The sequence below is a fragment of the Nostoc sp. genome (assembly GCF_036916655.1).
GTDB lineage: Bacteria > Cyanobacteriota > Cyanobacteriia > Cyanobacteriales > Nostocaceae > Nostoc.
In genome coordinates this window covers 1-19652 of sequence record NZ_JBALFY010000012.1, presented here as the reverse complement: position 1 = coordinate 19652, position 19652 = coordinate 1, and the positions used below count along the sequence as shown (strand labels likewise).

Here is a 19652-nt window from a genome sequence, read left to right as displayed (position 1 = left end):
GACCATTTGTAGATACGTGATTCATCGCGTCTTTACCCAATGATTTGTTGCAACGCCTTATTCGCCTTATTATTTAATTATTCTGACTCCTGAATTCTGACGAAAAACCTTTACTCATCCAGCATTGGGGTGTTAGTATCGGCTGATTGTGTATTGAGAGGATATGCATCTTTTGGTTGCCTGATAAAACCCAAAGTGACTCGTTTCATAATCCAGTACAGTCCAACAAGGATCATAAAACTGATAGCAATAATCACCAATGGCTGTTTACCAAGAATTTCCTCAACACCTTCAGCTAGTACGGCATCGGGTTTAGTAATAAAATCCCAACTGTTGAAACGCAGAAATCTTCCCCAATAGACGCCAATAGCACAAAGAAAATGGGTAATCAACTCAACGCGCCAAATCCATTGACTTTTACCGATACGATGTAAGTAGTGGCCCCAATTAATTAACGATATTACATAAGCTTCAAATCCACCTAAAATTACTACGAGATACACAGGAATAAGTACTAAAGTAATTATCCACACCGATTGAATCATGCGGATATCATTTATCAAGTGAATTACATCAGTCAACAAATATGGTGCATTTGGTAAGAAAGCATAGAAAACTAAGAATCCGAGCCACCACAGCCAAGTACCACCCCGCCTCATGCGAAATAGCCACACACTTAAAGCCAAAGGTATAAAAGCCAGAAACAAATTCCAAGTCATCCAACTCATATTAATTCGCAATACATGTACAACTCTGGCTATCAATTCTTCTTTCATAGGTGCTTACTCGGAATATGTTTAATTAATGTAGATTTACTTTGTAGTGTTAGTGTTAAGCTTAGTGATTGATTGATCGAGTTTTTATAGACACAAAAAAATTAACCCCCTCCAATATTCAGACAGGATTTTTGTCTCAGTTAAAAGTAAATGTACACTTAAGATATATCCAAAACTGCGAGTTTTTTGTATGTTTCATAGTGGGAGATGAAATTTATCAATCAGCTTAAGCCCTAGTATAGCCAGAAAAACGAAGAGGAAAGGGAGCAGGGAGCAGGGAGGGGAACCCCATAAATAAATTTATTGGCTCTGAAACCCGGATGGCAGGGGAATTCCAGAATCTTTCTCTCCGGTCCCTTGGTCAAGTCAGCTTTTGCTTAAGAGACTTCCAAGAAATAAATGATCCAAAACATGACATTGCGAGCGAAGCGAAGCAATGACAATTGGGCATTTTTTTATGTAGAGTACTCTAAGGGCGGGCAAGATGCCCACCCCACAAGAAGTAGTTGGATATTTTTTATTTGAAAGTCCTTAACTAACGCAGTAGCACTCGACTACGCGGGCCGATCGCTTGTTTAGGTAAAGTGGATATTGCACAACTCTTGACAGAATCCTGTGAACAAGCGGCTTGAGCAAGGGTTGCAGGGTTGACGACTACTTGATTGACTTCTAAGGAATTACCGTTACTCAATTCCATATTAGGTGTAGTAGAGAGCGATGGAGAATTAGTCCCAGATGTGTAGGTTGCAGGTGTCGAGGTAGCGATCGCACTACCATCACTAACTACAGGTGTAGAACTCGGTGTGCTACCACCACCAACTGCGGGTACAGAAGTCGGTGTGCTGCCACTCTCAATTACTAATGGAGAAATGGGTATGCTTCCACCACTAGTTATCGGCGGGGAGGTAGGTGTGCTGCCACCGTTAGTTACTGGTGAGGGAGTTATAAGAGTTGCAGTTGCAGGTACTTTGATTTGTATTCTGGCCAGAGGTGAGTTAGTCATTTCCAAAGATGTCACTTTTGGCGAACCTGGGATATCTGACTTGAAATCAAAGACTGTGGGGGTTGCCCCACCATTGCGATCGCTATATCGGACTCCATATCCACTCACTTCAAAGGTTCCCTGATATTGATTTCCAGTACTAGGATCGGTGACAATTCCAGTGTATAAGGCTTTTGTGAGATTAAATTCATCCTGAACTACTCCTTGAAATGTGGTTCCGGCCAATCTTCCCTGATATTTATAAGGTGTCAACTCACCGCCAGAGAGAATCGGCGAAGTTAGAACGCCATTAAAGGAGACAATCGGAATGCCTTTAAAGTCAACAAAATAATGCAGACTACCATCAGAGCGTGTTTGTACCTTCACATAGTCTGACTTGTATACAGGAACGTAATTAGGATTATTATTAGTACCTAAGTTTCGGGAGTAAGTCCCCGTGTTGTCTGTATCAACACGAGTAGTGCTGCCATTGAAATTAGGATTTATGCTGGGAAGTTGGATAGTGCCTGATAATGTGCCAGTGCTTTGAATTGTGATTTGAGCAGAAGCACTTGTTCCACCTAAACCGATGAAGACTGCGGCTAAACAGCTTTTAGTAACAACTGCACAACCCAACTGATGCAATTTTGGATTTTGGGCTGCATCTTTGGTGCGCTTCCAGCACAACTTAGATTTGGGATTGGGAATTACCTTCTGCGCCTGAGTTGTGTAAATCCATCTGTCGCCGACATTTTTCCCAGTGCGATGAGTTAATGAATCTAATTTCATGAAACATTTGCTCCTTTAATCATGTACAAAAAATACGTATATCTCTACACACGAGTTCTTCTTGCTTTCACTGAAGAATGAAAGCATCTAATACTGAATTAGTCAGTATGTAAATAGCGCATTTTATTACATTTACATCAGTACAAAATTAGAACCGGAAAGTTGCTCTTAATGCCCCAACTACCAATGCATCGTTAGCAGTATTGTGATCGGGATTGAAAATGACAAATAAACCTGGAGTCAAGGCAATGTTGTCGCTGAGTTGGGCGCGGTAAAAAACTTCTATGTGAATTGATGTGTCACTACGTCCGCCTGCTGTTCCACCATCTGAAAAGTTAGGAAAATTAAAGCCTTCGGGTAAACTACTTGAAGTAATTTTGGGCGGTTGTCCGACGAGAACGCCTCCTAAATTCCCAGAGCGCAGCAAATTGGGAAAAGCCGCAAATACCATCCAGTTGGTGGTTTCCACACTTCCAGGAAGGTTTAATGGTTTGGAAGAAGTAAAGCCACCCCAACCACCCAATTGCAAGTTAGGGTTTATTCGCCAAGCAACGGTAGCACCAATTGCTTGGGTATTGAAAGCTGTAGGATCTGCAAAAGGCGAAATCAGTTGAGAATCACCGATACCACTTGCTAATAAACCATCTGGGGAGTGAGAATAAAGATAATGTACGCCGATATTGAGGTTATTAGTGGGTGCTAAACTTAACTGAGCGCCAGCAGTAAATCTACCGCCGAAGAGTCCACCTTGGTTGATATTGCCCGGAAAATTGGGTATTTCTGCACTATAAACGCCTTGTAAACTGATGCGATCGCTAATCTGCCAATCAAAGCCTATACCAGCACTACCGTTACCAATACTTAAAATCGGGTTTCGCTGACCAAATAGAGAAATTGCACCGTCGCTAGAACCTTCTAAAGGGCTAATACCGCGAAAGGTGTTAATGGGGTTGACTCCCGCCGTACCTACGACAATTCCCAAGTTATCTGAGAGAAGAAATCGATAAGATAAATCGCTAATAACTAGATTGTTGTTGGTATTTGACTCAAAACCCAGCCGCCCCATATTGTTAGATAGCAACGATGCATTAGAACCCAAATTACCAGCAGATAGCCCAGTTAACAGCAAGTCTCGCCCTGTAAATGAAGTTGCTAAGGTGAGTTGGGCGCTACTTGTAAAAGTCAGATTAGTTTTTCCCTGACGTTCAGGTACTCCATCTCTAGGAAACAAATCCACATTGGGGCTATTGGTTCCCTGAACGCTAAAAATAGCTTGACCAAATAATCTAGTGGTTGTGGAAAACTGATTACGTTGTAATTCACTATTGTGATTTTCCACAGCCTTGATACGCTGCTGTAATTGCTGCAACTCGGCTTTGAATTCGCCTTGCAACCTTTGCAGCAAGACTAAATCTTCGTTATTAACAGTATTAACTTTATTGTTAGCATAGGCGTAGCCCGCCGCAGGCATCGCATCGTTAATCTTCTCTAAGCAAGCATCTAAACCAGCCGCAAATTCATAACGGCTGATGCTACGATTCCCCAGATAAATCCCATCTGGGTATCCAGCAATGCAGCCATAGCGTTCTACTAGAGACTGTAAAGCAGCAAAAGCCCAGTCAGAAGGTTGCACATCTTGGAGTTGCGATACTGAAGTGACTTGAGACATTCGATTGTCTGAGTCTGAGGGATGGGGAGATAGAAAGAATTCTTCTGTGTTTTTCTGGTTCTGTGCAACTTCTGTTACAGGTTGAGTATTTTTTAATTCAGGTAAATTAGGGGAACTGATAAATTGAATTTTTTCTCTGCTTTTTTTAAGTATATTTTCGTACTTACTCTTTATAGCTGGTGAAGTGGTTATATCTGGTTGCACGAATTCAGGCGGTGTAATTTCAGCAGGTGAGACAACTTCAGAAAAATTTTCCTGTATTGACTGCTGCACGGAATTTTCTGACGTATTTATAGGCTGTTGTGGTAAATTGAGCGCAGATATTGGCGCTGTTACTAGCACACCCGCCATCAGTAGACTAATATCACTCATGGTATTTCATTTGACTTGCACCAATATCTCTTTTGACAGATAAAGTTAGTGTATATCAGGAAAGTTATGAAAAAAAATAGTGATAAAAGTTACTAAGTCTGGAGACTAGCGCTCTTTTATCTCTCTGGTGAGATAAAAATGCTGTGATTTGCTGAGATTCTTGAAATTCCTTGAAGGTTGTGAATAAGCTAATCAGCATTCAAGTTGCATAATCAGGGCGGGCAAGATGCCCACCCCACAAGATATTAATAAAGTTTTAATATGCAAATTAAATGTGTTTTAGCTTAATACAGGCGCTACTATGTCGGAAATATTGGCAAGTAAGCTGTTACGTATACAACTTGCATTATCAGGGCGGGCAAGATGCCCACCCCACAATTATATTGGAAAAATATTAGTGCAAATTAAAGGCGTAACAGCTTAATCAAATTATCGCTAATAAATAATGTTTTTCGTACTTGGATAACACAGCAATAATTGTTGGACTTTCTCCATAAAGACTATCCGCTAAAACCAAATTAAAATTAAATCCAATTTTGAGTGTCTCAGATATTGCACCTAGTCCTGGCGATTAGAAATCGCGGCTATACAAACGAAGTCCACCTCCGTGGACTAAGATAAAAGCTAGGAAAGTGGAAGACTACGAAGCTTTAGGTATTGGGGAGTATTGGATCGTAGATTATCTAGGGCTAGGAGGAAAACGCTACATTGGCTTATCCAAACAACCTGTAATCACGATTTATCGGTTAATTGATGGAACTTATCAAGGATAACAGTTTAGGGGAACAGAACGTCTCATCTCCCAAACATTTCCAGACCTGAATTTGACCGCAGAACAGATATTTGTTGCGGGCCGCTAGAGTTAGAGATTGGGGAATATATAACGCTCTCTGGGGAAATGTATAGCTGGGGACTGAGGACTGGGTTAAAAGTCTGTTTGTATATAAGTTTTATCATCAGTTAATGTCCTAACCTCCTGGTCGGTTGCTGTATTTAAACTTGGTATAACTATCTTCCCAACTTATTGGGAATACCTTCACAACCACCAGGAATCGTACCTCTGGTTTTTTCGCCACCCCAAGTACAACAATAGCAACGCGCAGACTCAGACATTCGCTGCACATTCGTAAAATCGGCATTTTCCACCACAGCGCCAGTGTGTTCGCCGGTTTCATAATCTGGTCGTTCAGTCCGACTGCGGGGTGATGCTTTTTCCAGTACACCGTAGAATAGGCGAATCCCGTTCAGGTCAGCACCACTGAGATTAGCATTATATAAAATTGTACGAGAAAGGTTAGCTTTTACTAAGTCACAACCGACCAGATTAGCGCGGACAAGATTAGCTTCGCTCAAATCAGTCCAACGCAAATCAGTGCCTTGAAGGTCTGCGGCGGCTAGCATTACGCCTAAATCGATGACGCGAACACCTTCAAGGCGGTCTTCTGCATATCCACCACTCCCGTCAAGAATGGCTCGACCTAATCGGCCATCGCGTTGTAGGGGTGAGAGCAACTTGGAACGTGACAAAAAACGGAGAATTTTCGCTTTCCCACTACCATCGACACTACTTAAAATTGCTGCTGTACGTCCTTCTGCGATCGCTCTTTCTTGAGGCCAATCTTCTAATAATCCTTCTTCATCTAATACTAAGTCGGAAACGCCTTGGAAATAGGAATCAATGGTCTGTTGTTGGGTGATAATATTTTGCTGAACTGTCAGCAGGTTTTGCTGAATTGTCAAGTCTTTAGAAATAACATATTGTCGCCATGCTACGTAAACGGCAATGATGGCGATGAGAATTTGCCCCAATGCGCCAAACCAATCTGCTAGGGTTCCAGCAATATCCCAATTAATTTGGCGTCCTAAAACCAGCAAGCGATCGCCTACACTTGTGAATCTGATCGTACCGATGATGGCTACTAATAGTCCAAAAAAGGCTACAAATAGGGTACGTTCTTGGGGTGAAAACCACTCGTCTAAAACTTCTTGGAACCAAGGTAATAATATCGCCAGCGATAACAGCAAAGCCATCAGCGTTCCAATAATGCCGACGATCCAGTTATTAAGGATAATTCCAATAAAGGTGGTGGCGATCGCGATTAGAGTAATCAGCAATGCCCTGGGCTTAACTGTGAATTGTTTGGTAGTGGGTTGCTTGACTTCAGAACGAGCTTGTTGTAAAGCAGTTGTATATTGGGGAGATTTTAAAGACGCGATCGCCGCTAGTGCTTGTTGTGACGCTAGTACTTCTGAATTAAGGTTTTTCTCAGTTGCACTACCGTCAAAGTCATTTGGTTGCGAATCGTTTTCGGGGCCTGGTTCTGGGGTTGGTAGATTAGAGGAATTGGATTCAATCGTCATGTTTTCTATTTTGCCCCAGTAGATTAAGAACAACATCTGTTTTATCAGAAATTGCACTAAACTAAAGACCTGTATTCCATAAGACTAAGAACGCAAAGCTATAGCAATTCGATAGCGAAGCGGTAGCGAGTCAGACGCTCCTGCGTCGCTAACGCTGCGCTATCGAGCGTCTTTGATTTCTGAATCACTCATAGAGGTAAGAGACTGGGGACTGGGGACTGAGAAGAAGGAATAAAGGTGTACTGAATTTTGTTCAAAAATCAAATATAAGTCCTATATATTTAGTACAGCATTTGATTAATTCGTAGCAAATTAAATTTAGCAATACCCGACAATGTGAATGCATCGGCTTGCATCGTGAATGCATCGGCTTGCATCGTGAATGCCTCGGCTTGCATTGTGAATGCATCAGCTTGCATCGTGAATGCATCAGCTTGCATCGTGAATGCCTCGGCTTGCATTGTGAATGCATCGGCTTGCATTGTGAATGCATCGGCTTGCATTGTGAATGCATCGGCTTGCAGTAAGGGAACTCCAAGAAATAAATTATCCAATATTGTGGGGTGGGCATCCTGCCCGCCCAGTCCATAATATGGCTCTTGTGTTGCCCACCCCACAAGAGTTAATTGGACATTTTTTATTTGGAAGTCCCTAAGCTACGCACAGCGTCTCTTAAAGATCATCATTTGGAATTTTAAATTGTTAAATTTGGTCTACAGTTTGAATTGTCAACATTTGAGGGGGCGTAGCATCAGGTGGGTAGAGAAAATCCACTTCTACCAGTCGCCGCTGGCCAGGAGATATTTTTAATTGTGCAAGTGGTTCTCCCATCTGTCCCCGTTGTTGAACTAAATGCCAATATTGAGTTCTGGGTAAGCCACGATCGTCATTGTAGCGAATACGAACAGTGCCACGGAAAAAGACAGATGGCTCAGGTGGTGAAAAAAAGCGCAGCCCTGGTTTACTTAGCTCATCTTCTTTAATAGGCGTTTGGAAAAGTACATTTATAGTTTGCAGCTTATCCGTATTATTGAATAATGGTAGAGAGATATTGTATTCAATGCCGTAGTTGCCGTGAGCTTCGTAAGCAGTACCAGGATAACGCGCCACTAATTTAGCAGTTTGGTTTTGTCCAGTACCCATTTTGCCTGCTAAAAGCGTACTTAAACTGTAAGAAAAAGCTTGTCCTGATTTGGGAATTGTCAGGTATGAACTATTAGAGTCGGTAACTTGTGCTTGCCAACGAGAGCCAACACCTACCCCCGCTACCCGTCCGTAAATTTCTGTTGCTCCTTCAAGCTTATCTGGAGGACTGGGAGCCGATTCGCGGGGCCCTGCAAAATCACCATTTTCTAACAAGTTCTCCCATTCTTCTAAAGTTGGCGCTCGTTCACTACCATCGGGATTGGGTTTAGCAAACATGGCCAGGTTCGCCAGATAAACAGGACGATCGCTATACAAACGTAACAAAGTAGAACGTCCATTTAATGGCGGCGTTAAAGGCCGCACAGGAATTGGATGATTCATTAACATCCGGCTTTGTTTTGGTGGAATTACCAACTGGGCTGGCCATCCTTGCCGTCTGACTCGTAGCACATCGTTCATCACGCGATCGCCTGGCCCAGCATAAATGTCTCCCGAATTATTGTCCTGCATGGGAGGAAGCTTGACAAAAGGTGCATCAGGTTGACTCACATAACTAGCTGCTTGCAAGATATTGACAATTGCAGGGCGATCGCTGGGATTGTAAACAATCACTCCTAAATAAAGAGTCCGCAAATCATTTGGCGTCTCAATCGCTCTAGCAATATGGTGAGAAAATAAATCAAACCGTCCCTGAAATGGAAAGTTCAGGTGGGCGCTGGGTACTTTTTTACCTTGAGGAGGAAATGTAGACAGCAGAATTCCTTCACTCTGAACTACTTCCGGGTTATTACTGTTAAAAACTGGTACTTCGTCAAGATGTCCTGTTAAAGGTCTTGTTTGTTGGGGAACAAAAATTTCCTGCGGTGCAGGAGAAGGCGATGCTTGAGCCAAAAACAAACAGGAAATAAAATTAAGCATTTATTCAAAAAGCAATTTATCACTGAAGTTTAGAATACAGCATCCTAATATATACCTCCTGCGACCTTAAATATTAACCTGTCGATTGGATATAGAAAATTCTACCTAACGAAAAAATAGCTGGAAAGAACTCCTAGCAATGCGTTATGGGAGTTTTTTATCGAGGAAGGCAGAAGGAAAACTGCTCGACGCTCGTTCCCCCTTCTCTCAAAGGGAGAAGACTTGAAGAGAGCTACGCTATCTCTCAAGTACCGCGAGCCATTCGGGTCTAGGGTTTAAGATCCCTACTGAATAAGAATTCAGTGGCTTCAATTCAGCAGGGGTCGAATCCCATAAGTGGATTGCTCCAACAGAGCCTCCTGCCTCCTTCAAAGGAAAATTTATTCTTTTAAGATGTTAAAGATTTTTTAACTTGCACTTATATACAAAGGTTCTCAAGTAAGTTATTATTCTCATGATGATTTGATAGTAATTATAGTTAATAAGGTTATCCATGCTTTTTCCCTTCTTGATTATGTTCAGAGAGGGCGTTGAAGCTGCGCTTGTCGTGGGGATAATTGCCAGTTATCTAAAGCAAACTGGACGTACCCATTTGATGAAGTCAGTCTGGATTGGCATCGCTCTAGCGACTTTTTTCTGTCTAGTTGCTGCAATTATATTGCAAATAACCAGCCAGGATTTCCCCCAACAAGAACAGGAATTATTTGCAGCATTAATTTCTATTGTTGCAGTTGGGGTTCTCACCTGGATGGTTTTCTGGATGCGCCGCGCAGCTCGTTCTCTTAAAGGTGAGTTACAGTCTCAAATTGAAACTGCCATTCAATCGGGCGATAAATGGGGACTAGCGCTGGTGGGGATGGCATTTTTTGCTGTGCTGCGGGAAGGTTTGGAAACAGTAGTGTTTCTACTGGCAACATTCCAGCAAAATTTAGGAATTAAAGCTCCCGTGGGGGCATTGTTTGGATATGCAGCCGCAGTAGCCGTTGGTGTAGGCATCTATCAGGGTGGTATCCGCATCAACTTAAAGCGATTTTTTAAATGGACAGGAGCCTTCATTATCCTGGTTGCTGCGGGACTCTTAGCAAGTGGGGTGAGAGCTTTCCATGAAGCGGGAGTGTGGAATTTACTGCAAACAGTGGTATTTGATGCTAGCGGGATACTTCCCAATAATGGATTTTTAGGTTCACTTTTGGCGGGATTTTTTGGATATAACGATGCTCCTACTGTCAGCGAGGCGATCGCCTATTTTGGCTATCTAATTCCTACCATGTTGCTGTTCTTCTTGGGAGAGAAGGCTGGACAGAAGAATACAGCAAGGCATTTTTAGCTACTTGAATAATTTTTAGGAAAATACAACAATGAAAAATTTTTTAAAGCACTCAACAATTATCTGTCTAATTGCCTTGACAGTAGCCGCCTGTGAATCTAACAAATCGAGCGATACTTTAGGGAGTAATTCTCCTGAAGCTAAGGTAGCTAGTGATACTTCTAGCACCAACACTGCCGAAACGGCTTTGACTGTGACAGATAAAGGTTGCGAACCCAATCAGCTAACACTGACATCTGGACAAAACAGCTTTGTAATTACCAATAAAAGCAGCCAACCTTTGGAATGGGAAATTTTGTCTGGGGTAAAAGTTATCGAAGAACGGGAAAATATTGCTCCTGGATTCGTTCAGAAACTTAAAACCAATCTAGAACCAGGTGAGTATGACATGGCTTGCGGTTTACGCAGCAATCCCAAAGGGAAACTCACAGTGAAAACAGGAGTTGGAGATTCGCAAGCCAAAGGGACTGTAGATCAGGGTAAATTAGTGGGGGCGATCGCAGAATACAAAGTCTACGTCACTAAAGAAACTGACCAACTAGTAGCAGACAACAAGACTTTCACCGATGCCGTGATTGCTGGCGATCTTGCTAAGGCTCAGAAACTCTATGCCTCTACCCATGTTCACTGGGAACGTGCAGAACCGATAGCTGAACTATTCTCCGATCTCGATAAAACGATGGATTCGCGTGCTGATGACTTTGCGAAAAAAGAGGCCGATCCACAATTCACTGGATATCATCGCATAGAGAAAGCTTTATTTCAGGACAAAACTACAAAAGGCATGAAACCTTTTGCCCAAAAGCTACAGAAAGATGGACTAGAACTACAAAAACGCATTGCTACTTTGACTATTGAACCAAAAAATATGGTAGGCGGTGCTGCTGGCTTGATTGAAGAAGTGGCTGCTACCAAAATTTCTGGAGAAGAAGACCGTTACAGCCATACTGACCTCTGGGACTTCAGCGCTAATGTCGAAGGTTCCCAAAAGATTGTAGAGTTATTGCGCCCCGTCATCCAAAAAGCCAACCCCGATTTACTAGCGCGTGTGGATGCAAATTTCACCAAAGTTAACCAAGGACTTGCTAAATACAAAACTCCTGATGGTGGTTTTGCCACCTACGACAAAGTGAGTGAAACAGACAAGAAAGAGATGAAAACTGCGATCGCAGCTCTTTCTGAAGACCTCTCTCAGCTACGTGGCACTCTAGGCGTTAACTAATTTATCGAAACAGAATTCAGGAGTCAGAAGTCAGAAGTCAGAATTCAGAATTCAGAATTCAGAATTCAGAATCAATTCTGTACAAAGCCTTCTCTTTCAGAGACGCTAACCCGAATGGTATAGCAACTCTTAGAGAGGCTGCGCCAACACTTAGAGCGAGTCCGCAATAGCGAGTATTCGTACTCTTACAGACAAGCAAACTACGCTTTTAGCGTCTGTCTGCGACACGCTGCGCGAACGTAGAAAGCGTCATGTCTTTATTCTGACTCCTGAATTCTGACTTCTGAATTCTTCTCCATCAATAATTCCAGAGGAGTAAACTATGTCTAGTTCAGAGCAACCAAGGTTACGCATTACTCCCCGAATCAGCCGTCGTGACTTGCTCCTTGGTATGGCCGCAGCAGGTGGAGTCGCAGCTTTGACCAGTTTGGGTTATCGCACTCTTTCAGAAACTACTGAAGACCCATCTGAAGAGGCTGTACCGTTTTTTGGTATTCACCAAGCAGGTATTCTCACCCCTGCCCCGGCTTCTGCTCTGATGGTGGCATTTGATACAACTGCTAAAACCAAAGCGGATTTAGTGCGGTTATTTCAAACTTTGAGCGATCGCATTCAGTTTCTCATGGCAGGGGGAACACCCAAGCTACGCGATCCCAAATTTCCGCCCAATGATTCGGGAATTCTGGGATCTGTAGTGGTTCCCGATAACCTCACAATCACCCTAGCAGTGGGTGACTCGTTGTTCGATAACCGTTTTGGACTTGGTAACTTGAAACCCAAACGGTTAAATACCATGCCAGGTTTTCCCAATGACCAACTTGACCCAGATTTGTGTCATGGGGATATACTGCTACAATTTTGTGCCAACACAGAGGAAGCGAACATCCACGCTTTACGGGATATTATCAAGAATTTGCCTGACTTGATAACTCTGCGCTGGCAAATAGAAGGTTTTCTACCGCCGAATACTCATAAAAAGCTCGGCAAAACCACAGTGCGGAACCTACTTGGTTTCAAAGATGGTACAGCAAATCTAGATGCTAGCAATGAAAAGTTGATTAACCGGATTGTCTGGGTACAGCCAAACAGCTACGAACCAGCTTGGACAGTAGGGGGAAGCTATCAAGTGGTGCGCGTGATCCGTAACTTAGTTGAACGCTGGGATCGTACACCACTACAGGAGCAAGAGACAATTATTGGGCGCAGTAAAGACTCTGGGGCACCCTTGGGGATGAAGCACGAGAAAGATATTCCCAATTATGCTCAAGATCCTAAAGGTAAACAAATCCCCCTAGATGCTCATATCCGCCTTGCTAATCCACGCAAATCAGAATTGGGTTTGATTCTGCGGCGTGGTTTCAACTATTCACGTGGGTTTGATAAAGCTGGACAATTAGATATGGGTTTGTTGTTTGTCTGTTTTCAAGCTGATTTAGAAAGAGGCTTTGTGACAGTGCAAAATCGCTTAATTGGGGAACCTTTGGAGGAATATATTCGCCCCATTGGTGGTGGATATTTCTTTGCTTTGCCTGGCGTTAAAGATAAAGGCAGTTATTTAGGTCAGTCATTACTAGAAGCATAAGCATCATCGCATCCCAAAGCTTGTAGAAGGCGCTAATTTACTCAACCAATCAATAATCGTTTTCTGTATTAATTGGGAATTACTTTGAAGATTGGGCAATAAGGTTAACAGCTTGCAATCAGATGGATTCTGCAAATGCGATCGCGTCATTTACAGATTTACCACCAATGCTTGAGATTGGCTGAAAGTAATCTTAGTTATGATTGTTGATACAAGCCCAGTTGGTAAGCCACAATATTAAATACCAAGATCGTTTTTATAGGTGAGCATTATGAGCAATAACCTTTCATTAAACGCTGTAGAAGGTTTCAACTTAGGAGACTTCGATGAGTAAGGAGTCGCCTTTTGTAGAAACTGACGGATTGCTCTTGTATAAACAAGAATGCAAAACTCCAGAATTTTTAAACTCATCTTTTTGCATACATCTATTTGGGGAACTAGTTGTTGTAGATCATTATGTACTGTTGTTTCCTGATTCAGGAACTCTCACAGACTATGCTAAAACTCTGGTCAGTTATGATGCCAAAATCACGGAAGGGCCAGGAAAATGGCCTGATGATTTTTGTCCAGAGCAAAACCTATTGCCTGAAGATGCTGGTATGTACTTTCTCTCAGCCTTAATGCCGTCAGGTATGATTTTGGTACTGCTTGCACCTAACGCACCAGATGAACAGATCGCTAGCTTATGCCAGCAGCAAGGTTTTAATACTGTCCATCATGTTGCCATTCTTGTTGATGATATCTATAAAGCAGCAGAGGTATGGCAGAACAAAGGCTTTATTCCTCTATCTATGACTCCTCAAGAAGATGGCTCTTTATGCCAATGGTTTTTCCGCAACTGGGCAGGCCAAATTATTGAGCTAATCTGCCGCAAATGGACGGGTAAAGAAACTTTTTCCTGCGAGAATATTGCTGGTTTACGCCTTTCCGAATTGGCAGCGTGAAGGGGGCAGACAAGGGAAAGGGGGAGACAAGGGAGAAATATTGCTTACCTTGTCCTCCTTGTCCCCCTGCCCCCTGCCTCTTCGCTCAAGTATGTTCTCCACGACGGTGGTTAGCAGCTTGTAATAACAGAGATTCGGCAAAAGCGATCGCATCACTTGCAGATTTACCACCAGCTAACTGTGCTAGTTCTTCCCGGCGAGTGGTTAAATTATCCAAAGTAGTAACTCTGACAACGGTACGCTGTTCATCAGCATTGACATTGTTAGCTTTTTTACCCTTGCCCTGATTAATAGTTTGCTTATCTACGCGGAAATGCCGATCCGCCATTGCCGCAACTAAGGGTTGGTGAGTAACACATAATACTTGGTTGCGTTGACTTAGCTGGTGTAATTTTTCTGCGATCGCTTGGGCTACCCTTCCCGAAACCCCGACATCAATTTCATCAAAAACCATTGTCCCAGCCGCATCAACCTGAGAAAAACAAGCTTTCAGCGCCAATAAAAAGCGACTCATTTCCCCACCAGAGGCAATTTCGGTTAACGGTTGCAGTGGTTCTCCAGGGTTGGAACTAAATGTAAAGGTAATTTTATCTGCTCCCATCGCAGTTGGCGCAGCTGGTAATATTTCAACCAGAAACTTCACTTTTTCCATCGCTAGGGGCTTGAGTTCAGCGATCAAACGTGATTCTAAATTAGCAGCCGCTTTACTCCGCAATTGAGTTAACTGATTAGTTGCTTGGGTGAGTTTTTCAAAACACGCTTTTTCTTGCTGTTCCAATTTTTCAATAGATTGTTCGCTGTCGTTCAGTTGGGCTAATTCTCCTTGGATACGTTGGTAATATGCGATCGCTTCTGTCAGTGTTGGCCCATATTTGCGGCAAATTTGCTTTAATTCCTGAATCCGTTCTTCCACCTCTTCCAAGCGCTGCGGATCGGCTTCCAAACCGTCCCCATAAGCATTAATCTGCCTTCCCACTTCCATTACCGCAGCTTGCGCGTCTCGCACCAATTCCAACAGGTGTTGTAGTTGGGTATCATATTCCACCATGTCATTTAATATCGCCTCACTGTCTCCCAATAAATCTCCGGCGGCGGGAGTTTCATGATCGTTTTGATACAAAGCCTGATAAACCTTGTAACTCATTTGCTGCAAATCGACGACATGATTCAGGCGTTCCCGTTCTTGTCCCAACTGTTCCAATTCATTAGGTTCGCTCAGGTTGGCTGCTCCCAATTCTTGCACTTGATAAGCGAGCAAATCTAGCTGTTGCAACCTTTCCCGTTCTGATGTTCGGCGTTTTTCTAGTGCTAAATGCGCTTGTTGATAAGTACTAAAACTCGTAGCAACTTTATGACGCTGCTGCATCAAGGAGTCACCGCCATATAAATCTAACCAGTCCCGGACTTGGGCAGATTGTCCCACTTGTACAGTTTGACCTTGGGCTGTGATTTCCACTAAGCGATCGCGCATTCCTCCCATAATCTGCCGATTTACCAACACCCCATTTACCCGCGATCGACTACGGATATTACTAGCAGTCACCGTGATTTCTCGGCTAATAACTACAGAATTTTCATCAAGCAAATCTATTTCTTGTTCAGTCAACCAAGCCGCTAGGGGTGCATTTGAGGTGAAAGTCGCTTCTACCATCGCCCGACTTGTCCCCGTGCGAATAACTCGACTAGAGACTTTACCGCCTAAAGCAGCATCAATGGCATCCAAGATAATCGATTTTCCCGCGCCAGTTTCACCTGTTAACACATTTAGTCCCGCGCCAAATTCTAATTCCAGTTGGTCAATCAGGGCAAAGTTTTCAATTCTTAGGCAGAGCAACATCAAGCCAAATTCTCCATGAAGGCAGATGCCGGATAATTCCAATTTACAGGACAATAAGTATAATCTTTCAGCAACTAGCAATACCTACTACTATTGGACTAGTATGCTCATTTCAGTGTAACAAACTACTGGGGACTGGGGACAGGGTAATGGGTACTGGGGGCTAGAAAAAAATTAGTTGAACCCTAATCCCCAATCCCCAATCCTCAAACATATTGTTACAATACTTAATGTGATCGTTCTGACTGGTGGCCTTTTTCATGATTGTTAAGACACTTCCCCCTAGTTCCCGACCAATTCAGGAGGACAGTCACAACGGCACAAATCGCCGAGGTGAACTGGACGTTATTGATATAGTGCCAGAAAAAAATGCTAGACAAAGCTTGGTTGTACCGCAGATAGGCTCGTCGCAGACATCGCCAAGACTCCTAGCCGCTCAACAGTTGAGGACAACAGCGCAACCTGAGATACTTTACGATCCCGTGGGTATAGCGGCGCATTACCGAAATAGAAAAGTGCAAGTTTTACGGCGGATTTTCGCCGTGTTGGGGCCAGTTCTATCTTTTGTTTTTGGGTTGTGGTCGGATAGTAAACGGGGAATTGTCGTCAAAAATGACCGCCGCCGAGCCACTCAGCTACGGGTATTGCTGACTCAATTGGGGCCTGCTTACATCAAAATTGGCCAAGCTTTGTCCACTAGACCGGATCTAGTTCCTCCCGTCTTCTTAGAAGAATTAACTAAGCTACAAGACCAATTACCACCCTTTCCCAACGAAATTGCTTACCAGTTTATCAGAGAAGAATTAGGCGCACCTCCAGAAGATGTTTACGCCGAACTCTCGGCCCAGCCTATTGCTGCGGCTTCATTGGGGCAAGTCTATAAAGGTAAGCTAAAAACTGGTGAAGAAGTCGCTGTTAAAGTTCAACGCCCCGACTTAAGAGAGGGGATTACCATTGATTTGTATATCTTGCGTAACCTCGCGGCTTGGGTGCAGAAAAAGGTCAAAAAGGTAAGAAGTGATTTAGTTGGGATTCTTGATGAATTAGGCGATCGCATTTTTGAAGAGATGGACTACATCCACGAAGGCGAAAATGCTGAACGATTCTTCCAGCTATACGGTCATATAAAAGACATATACGTACCGAAAATTTACTGGGAATATACTAATCGTCGCGTCTTGACGATGGAGTGGATTAACGGTACAAAATTAACCCAGACAGCAGAAATTAGTGCCCAAGGCATAAATGCTCGTTACCTCATTGAAGTGGGAGTGCAGTGTTCTCTGCGTCAGTTGCTAGAACACGGATTTTTCCACGCCGATCCCCACCCTGGTAATTTGTTAGCAACACCAGATGGTAAGCTAGCTTATCTCGACTTTGGGATGATGAGCGAGATTAAGCCACCACAGCGTTATGGTTTAATTGAAGCGATCGTCCACGTTGTCAACCGCGACTTTGAAGGATTAGCAAAAGACTACGTTAAATTAGATTTCTTATCACCAGAAACCGATTTAACACCAATTATCCCAGCTTTTGCGAGAGTTTTTGCTGATGCCGAAGGAGCCAGTGTTGCCGATCTTAATATTAAAAGCATCACCGATGAACTATCGGCTTTGATGTACGAATATCCTTTCCGCGTACCACCCTACTACGCCTTAATTATTCGTTCCCTCGTGACGCTGGAAGGCATTGCAATATTCATAGATCCTAACTTTAAAGTCCTCAGTGAAGCTTATCCCTACGTTTCTAAACGCCTATTAACAGATCCAGCACCACAATTAAGAGCATCATTGCAAGATTTGCTATTTAAAGATGGCAGATTTCGCTGGAATCGCTTAGAAAACTTGTTAAAAAATGCGCGTAATAGTCAAGATTACGACTTTAACTTAGTGCTGAATCAGGGCATAGAATTTCTGTCATCTGAACGCGGCGCTTTCATTCGTGACAAACTAGTGGATGAATCTGTTAACGGACTCGATGCTTTAAGTAAAAATGTTTTGCATAACTTTACCTCCCTATTGCGGGAACGGGTAGGATTGACAGCAGTTAATGAAACTCCAGCAGCAACAGTTGAGCAACAACAAACCTTAGAGCATATCAAACGTATATTAGGCATTCTCCGAGAAACACAAGGCTTTGATCCAATTCAACTAGCATCACAAATTGCTCAGTTATTGGTAAATTCAGATGTACAACGTTTAGGTCAACAAATTGCCAACCGCTTCACTCAAAAGGCTGTAGCTAGATTAATTCGGCAATTATTAGCATCGTAGTAAAAGTTATGAATCAAAAACTTTCTTTACAGCTATTTTCAAGTAAATAGATCACGCGGTAGGGGCACAGCAATGCTCATAGGTGTCAACTTAAGCTGGAAATAGCTTATCTGTTGGCTTCCATGCCCGCCCGGAAATAAATGAGTAATGAGTAATAAGTAACAAGTAATGGGTATTACTCATTACTTATTACTTCAAAAATAAATTTTCGGGCTAATAGCTTAAGTCTACTGAAGTAGACTGGAGATTTTTGGCGATATTTAGTCATCTTCAGATGACTTTAGCTATTAGACGGGAATTTCAATTCCCGGCGGACAAGCGGTTTCGCGTTAAGTTGACACCAATAAGCAATGCTGTGCCCTTACGACAGATGTAGTTCAAATACATGAAAACTGCTGTAATTCATTGAGCAGCTACATAACCCAACTCTTCCAGCTTTTCCAAAACCTTAGTTGCACTTTCAGCAACACTTTCTTGGTTAGTTTGACATTCAACTTCAGGATAGAGCGGTATTTCATAAGGATCATCAATACCAGTGAAGTGCTTAATTTCCCCGGCTCTTGCTTTTTTATATAACCCTTTTACGTCTCGCTGTTCACAAACCTCTAACGATGCATTGACGTAAACTTCAACGAAAGATGGAATACTTTGGCGCACTTCTTGCCGAATTTCGCGGTACGGTGAAATTGCCGAAACCAAAACAATTACATTATTTCTGGTAAGAAGGTGAGCGACAAAGCCAATGCGCCGAATATTCTCCTCTCGATCCTCTTTACTGAAACCCAACCCCTTGCATAGGTTTTGACGTACCGCATCGCCATCCAGAACTTCAACTCTGTATCCCTGTATCCGCAATTCCTTTTCCACGAATTTACAGATAGTAGTTTTACCTGCACCACTCAGACCAGTGAACCATACCGTCACACCCCAATCTTTTTGTATCATCTTACTCCGCCTTATACTTCAAATAGCACACCCAAAAAAGCTTTTTTAGGTAATTTTTCAGATTCAGATAGCAATTTTATTTTTATAATCTTTTTTTAGCAGTAATTTTAAGCGTTGCTTTACAGATGGTATCAACTTAAGTTGAAACTCCTTTAAAACCTCGTTTCTAGCCAGAATCGGGAAATGCAACTCAAAAGCGGCTCTGCCGCCAGCAAGGGAAGCGGAGCCTTTAGGACGGCATTCCCAGTAGGAGACTGGGAACTAGACAAACTCAGCACTCTTTATACCAATGGCTTTGCTCGCAATCACGGGAGCATCCCAAATGTTCTAAAAACATACTTTGTCATTGCGTACTCCTTTCCTACGGAACGCTACGCGAACGGAGAACCCGTAGGGTACGGAACGCACTGAAGCAAAGCGATCGCTCTCTTTAACTCCTGGTACACTAGTCTTATTCAATGGTGACAAACTTTACCACAGAGTTACTCCTTTGGGTGACAATGAACAGC

At 42.9% G+C, this 19652-nt stretch carries 13 protein-coding genes and 1 pseudogene; 6 read left to right on the top strand and 8 right to left on the bottom strand.

The window, feature by feature from the left end; translation table 11 throughout:
* Positions 1–110: 110 nt before the first annotated feature.
* The 3 genes from V7L31_RS03210 to V7L31_RS03200 all read right to left on the bottom strand — a co-directional run bounded on the left by V7L31_RS03210 (position 111) and on the right by V7L31_RS03200 (position 4588).
* Positions 111–776 (bottom strand): DUF1361 domain-containing protein, encoded by a 666-nt coding sequence (locus V7L31_RS03210; protein WP_334694914.1) that lies wholly within the window; start codon positions 774–776, stop codon positions 111–113.
* Positions 777–1311: 535 nt separating this feature from the next.
* Complete coding sequence (locus V7L31_RS03205) at positions 1312–2547, bottom strand: hypothetical protein (protein WP_334694913.1); 1236 nt, start codon at positions 2545–2547, stop codon at positions 1312–1314.
* A 148-nt stretch (positions 2548–2695) separates the two neighbouring features.
* On the bottom strand, positions 2696–4588 hold the full coding sequence (locus V7L31_RS03200) for an iron uptake porin (protein ID WP_334694912.1): 1893 nt from the start codon (positions 4586–4588) through the stop codon (positions 2696–2698).
* Between the two features lie 629 nt (positions 4589–5217).
* Here V7L31_RS03200 and V7L31_RS03195 point away from each other — a divergent pair.
* Positions 5218–5448: pseudogene (locus V7L31_RS03195) on the top strand (Uma2 family endonuclease); the annotation flags it as partial.
* A 148-nt stretch (positions 5449–5596) separates the two neighbouring features.
* Here the strand turns inward: V7L31_RS03195 and V7L31_RS03190 are convergent.
* The 3 genes from V7L31_RS03190 to V7L31_RS03180 form a co-directional block, all read right to left on the bottom strand.
* Positions 5597–6949 carry a pentapeptide repeat-containing protein gene (locus tag V7L31_RS03190; RefSeq protein ID WP_334694911.1) on the bottom strand — a complete coding sequence of 451 codons (1353 nt, stop codon included), beginning with the start codon at positions 6947–6949 and terminating at the stop codon, positions 5597–5599.
* 281 nt (positions 6950–7230) lie between these two features.
* On the bottom strand, positions 7231–7566 hold the full coding sequence (locus tag V7L31_RS03185; protein WP_334694910.1) for a hypothetical protein: 336 nt from the start codon (positions 7564–7566) through the stop codon (positions 7231–7233).
* 85 nt (positions 7567–7651) lie between these two features.
* The gene (locus tag V7L31_RS03180) at positions 7652–9013 is read right to left on the bottom strand and encodes a DUF3370 domain-containing protein (protein WP_334694909.1); all 1362 of its coding nucleotides are present in this window, start codon (positions 9011–9013) and stop codon (positions 7652–7654) included.
* A gap of 493 nt (positions 9014–9506) precedes the next feature.
* On the opposite strand from V7L31_RS03180, the gene efeU reads away from it, so the two are divergent.
* The 4 genes from efeU to V7L31_RS03160 all read left to right on the top strand — a co-directional run bounded on the left by efeU (position 9507) and on the right by V7L31_RS03160 (position 14088).
* Positions 9507–10340 (top strand): iron uptake transporter permease EfeU, encoded by an 834-nt coding sequence (efeU, locus tag V7L31_RS03175; RefSeq protein ID WP_334694908.1) that lies wholly within the window; start codon positions 9507–9509, stop codon positions 10338–10340.
* Between the two features lie 31 nt (positions 10341–10371).
* On the top strand, positions 10372–11562 hold the full coding sequence (gene efeO / locus V7L31_RS03170; protein ID WP_334694907.1) for an iron uptake system protein EfeO: 1191 nt from the start codon (positions 10372–10374) through the stop codon (positions 11560–11562).
* Positions 11563–11884: 322 nt separating this feature from the next.
* A complete protein-coding gene (gene efeB / locus V7L31_RS03165) occupies positions 11885–13144 on the top strand; it encodes an iron uptake transporter deferrochelatase/peroxidase subunit (RefSeq protein WP_334694906.1) in 1260 nt (419 codons plus the stop codon).
* Between the two features lie 326 nt (positions 13145–13470).
* Entirely contained in the window at positions 13471–14088 is a 618-nt protein-coding gene (locus V7L31_RS03160; protein ID WP_334694905.1) for a VOC family protein, read from the top strand.
* Positions 14089–14173: 85 nt separating this feature from the next.
* Here V7L31_RS03160 and recN read toward each other — a convergent pair whose 3' ends face one another.
* Complete coding sequence (gene recN / locus V7L31_RS03155) at positions 14174–15925, bottom strand: DNA repair protein RecN (protein ID WP_334694904.1); 1752 nt, start codon at positions 15923–15925, stop codon at positions 14174–14176.
* A 260-nt stretch (positions 15926–16185) separates the two neighbouring features.
* On the opposite strand from recN, the gene V7L31_RS03150 reads away from it, so the two are divergent.
* Entirely contained in the window at positions 16186–18198 is a 2013-nt protein-coding gene (locus tag V7L31_RS03150) for an ABC1 kinase family protein (protein ID WP_334694903.1), read from the top strand.
* 402 nt (positions 18199–18600) lie between these two features.
* On the opposite strand, the gene cysC is transcribed toward V7L31_RS03150, so the two are convergent.
* Positions 18601–19143, bottom strand: a complete 543-nt coding sequence (gene cysC / locus V7L31_RS03145) for an adenylyl-sulfate kinase (RefSeq protein WP_334694902.1) — start codon at positions 19141–19143, stop codon at positions 18601–18603.
* Positions 19144–19652: the final 509 nt, after the last annotated feature.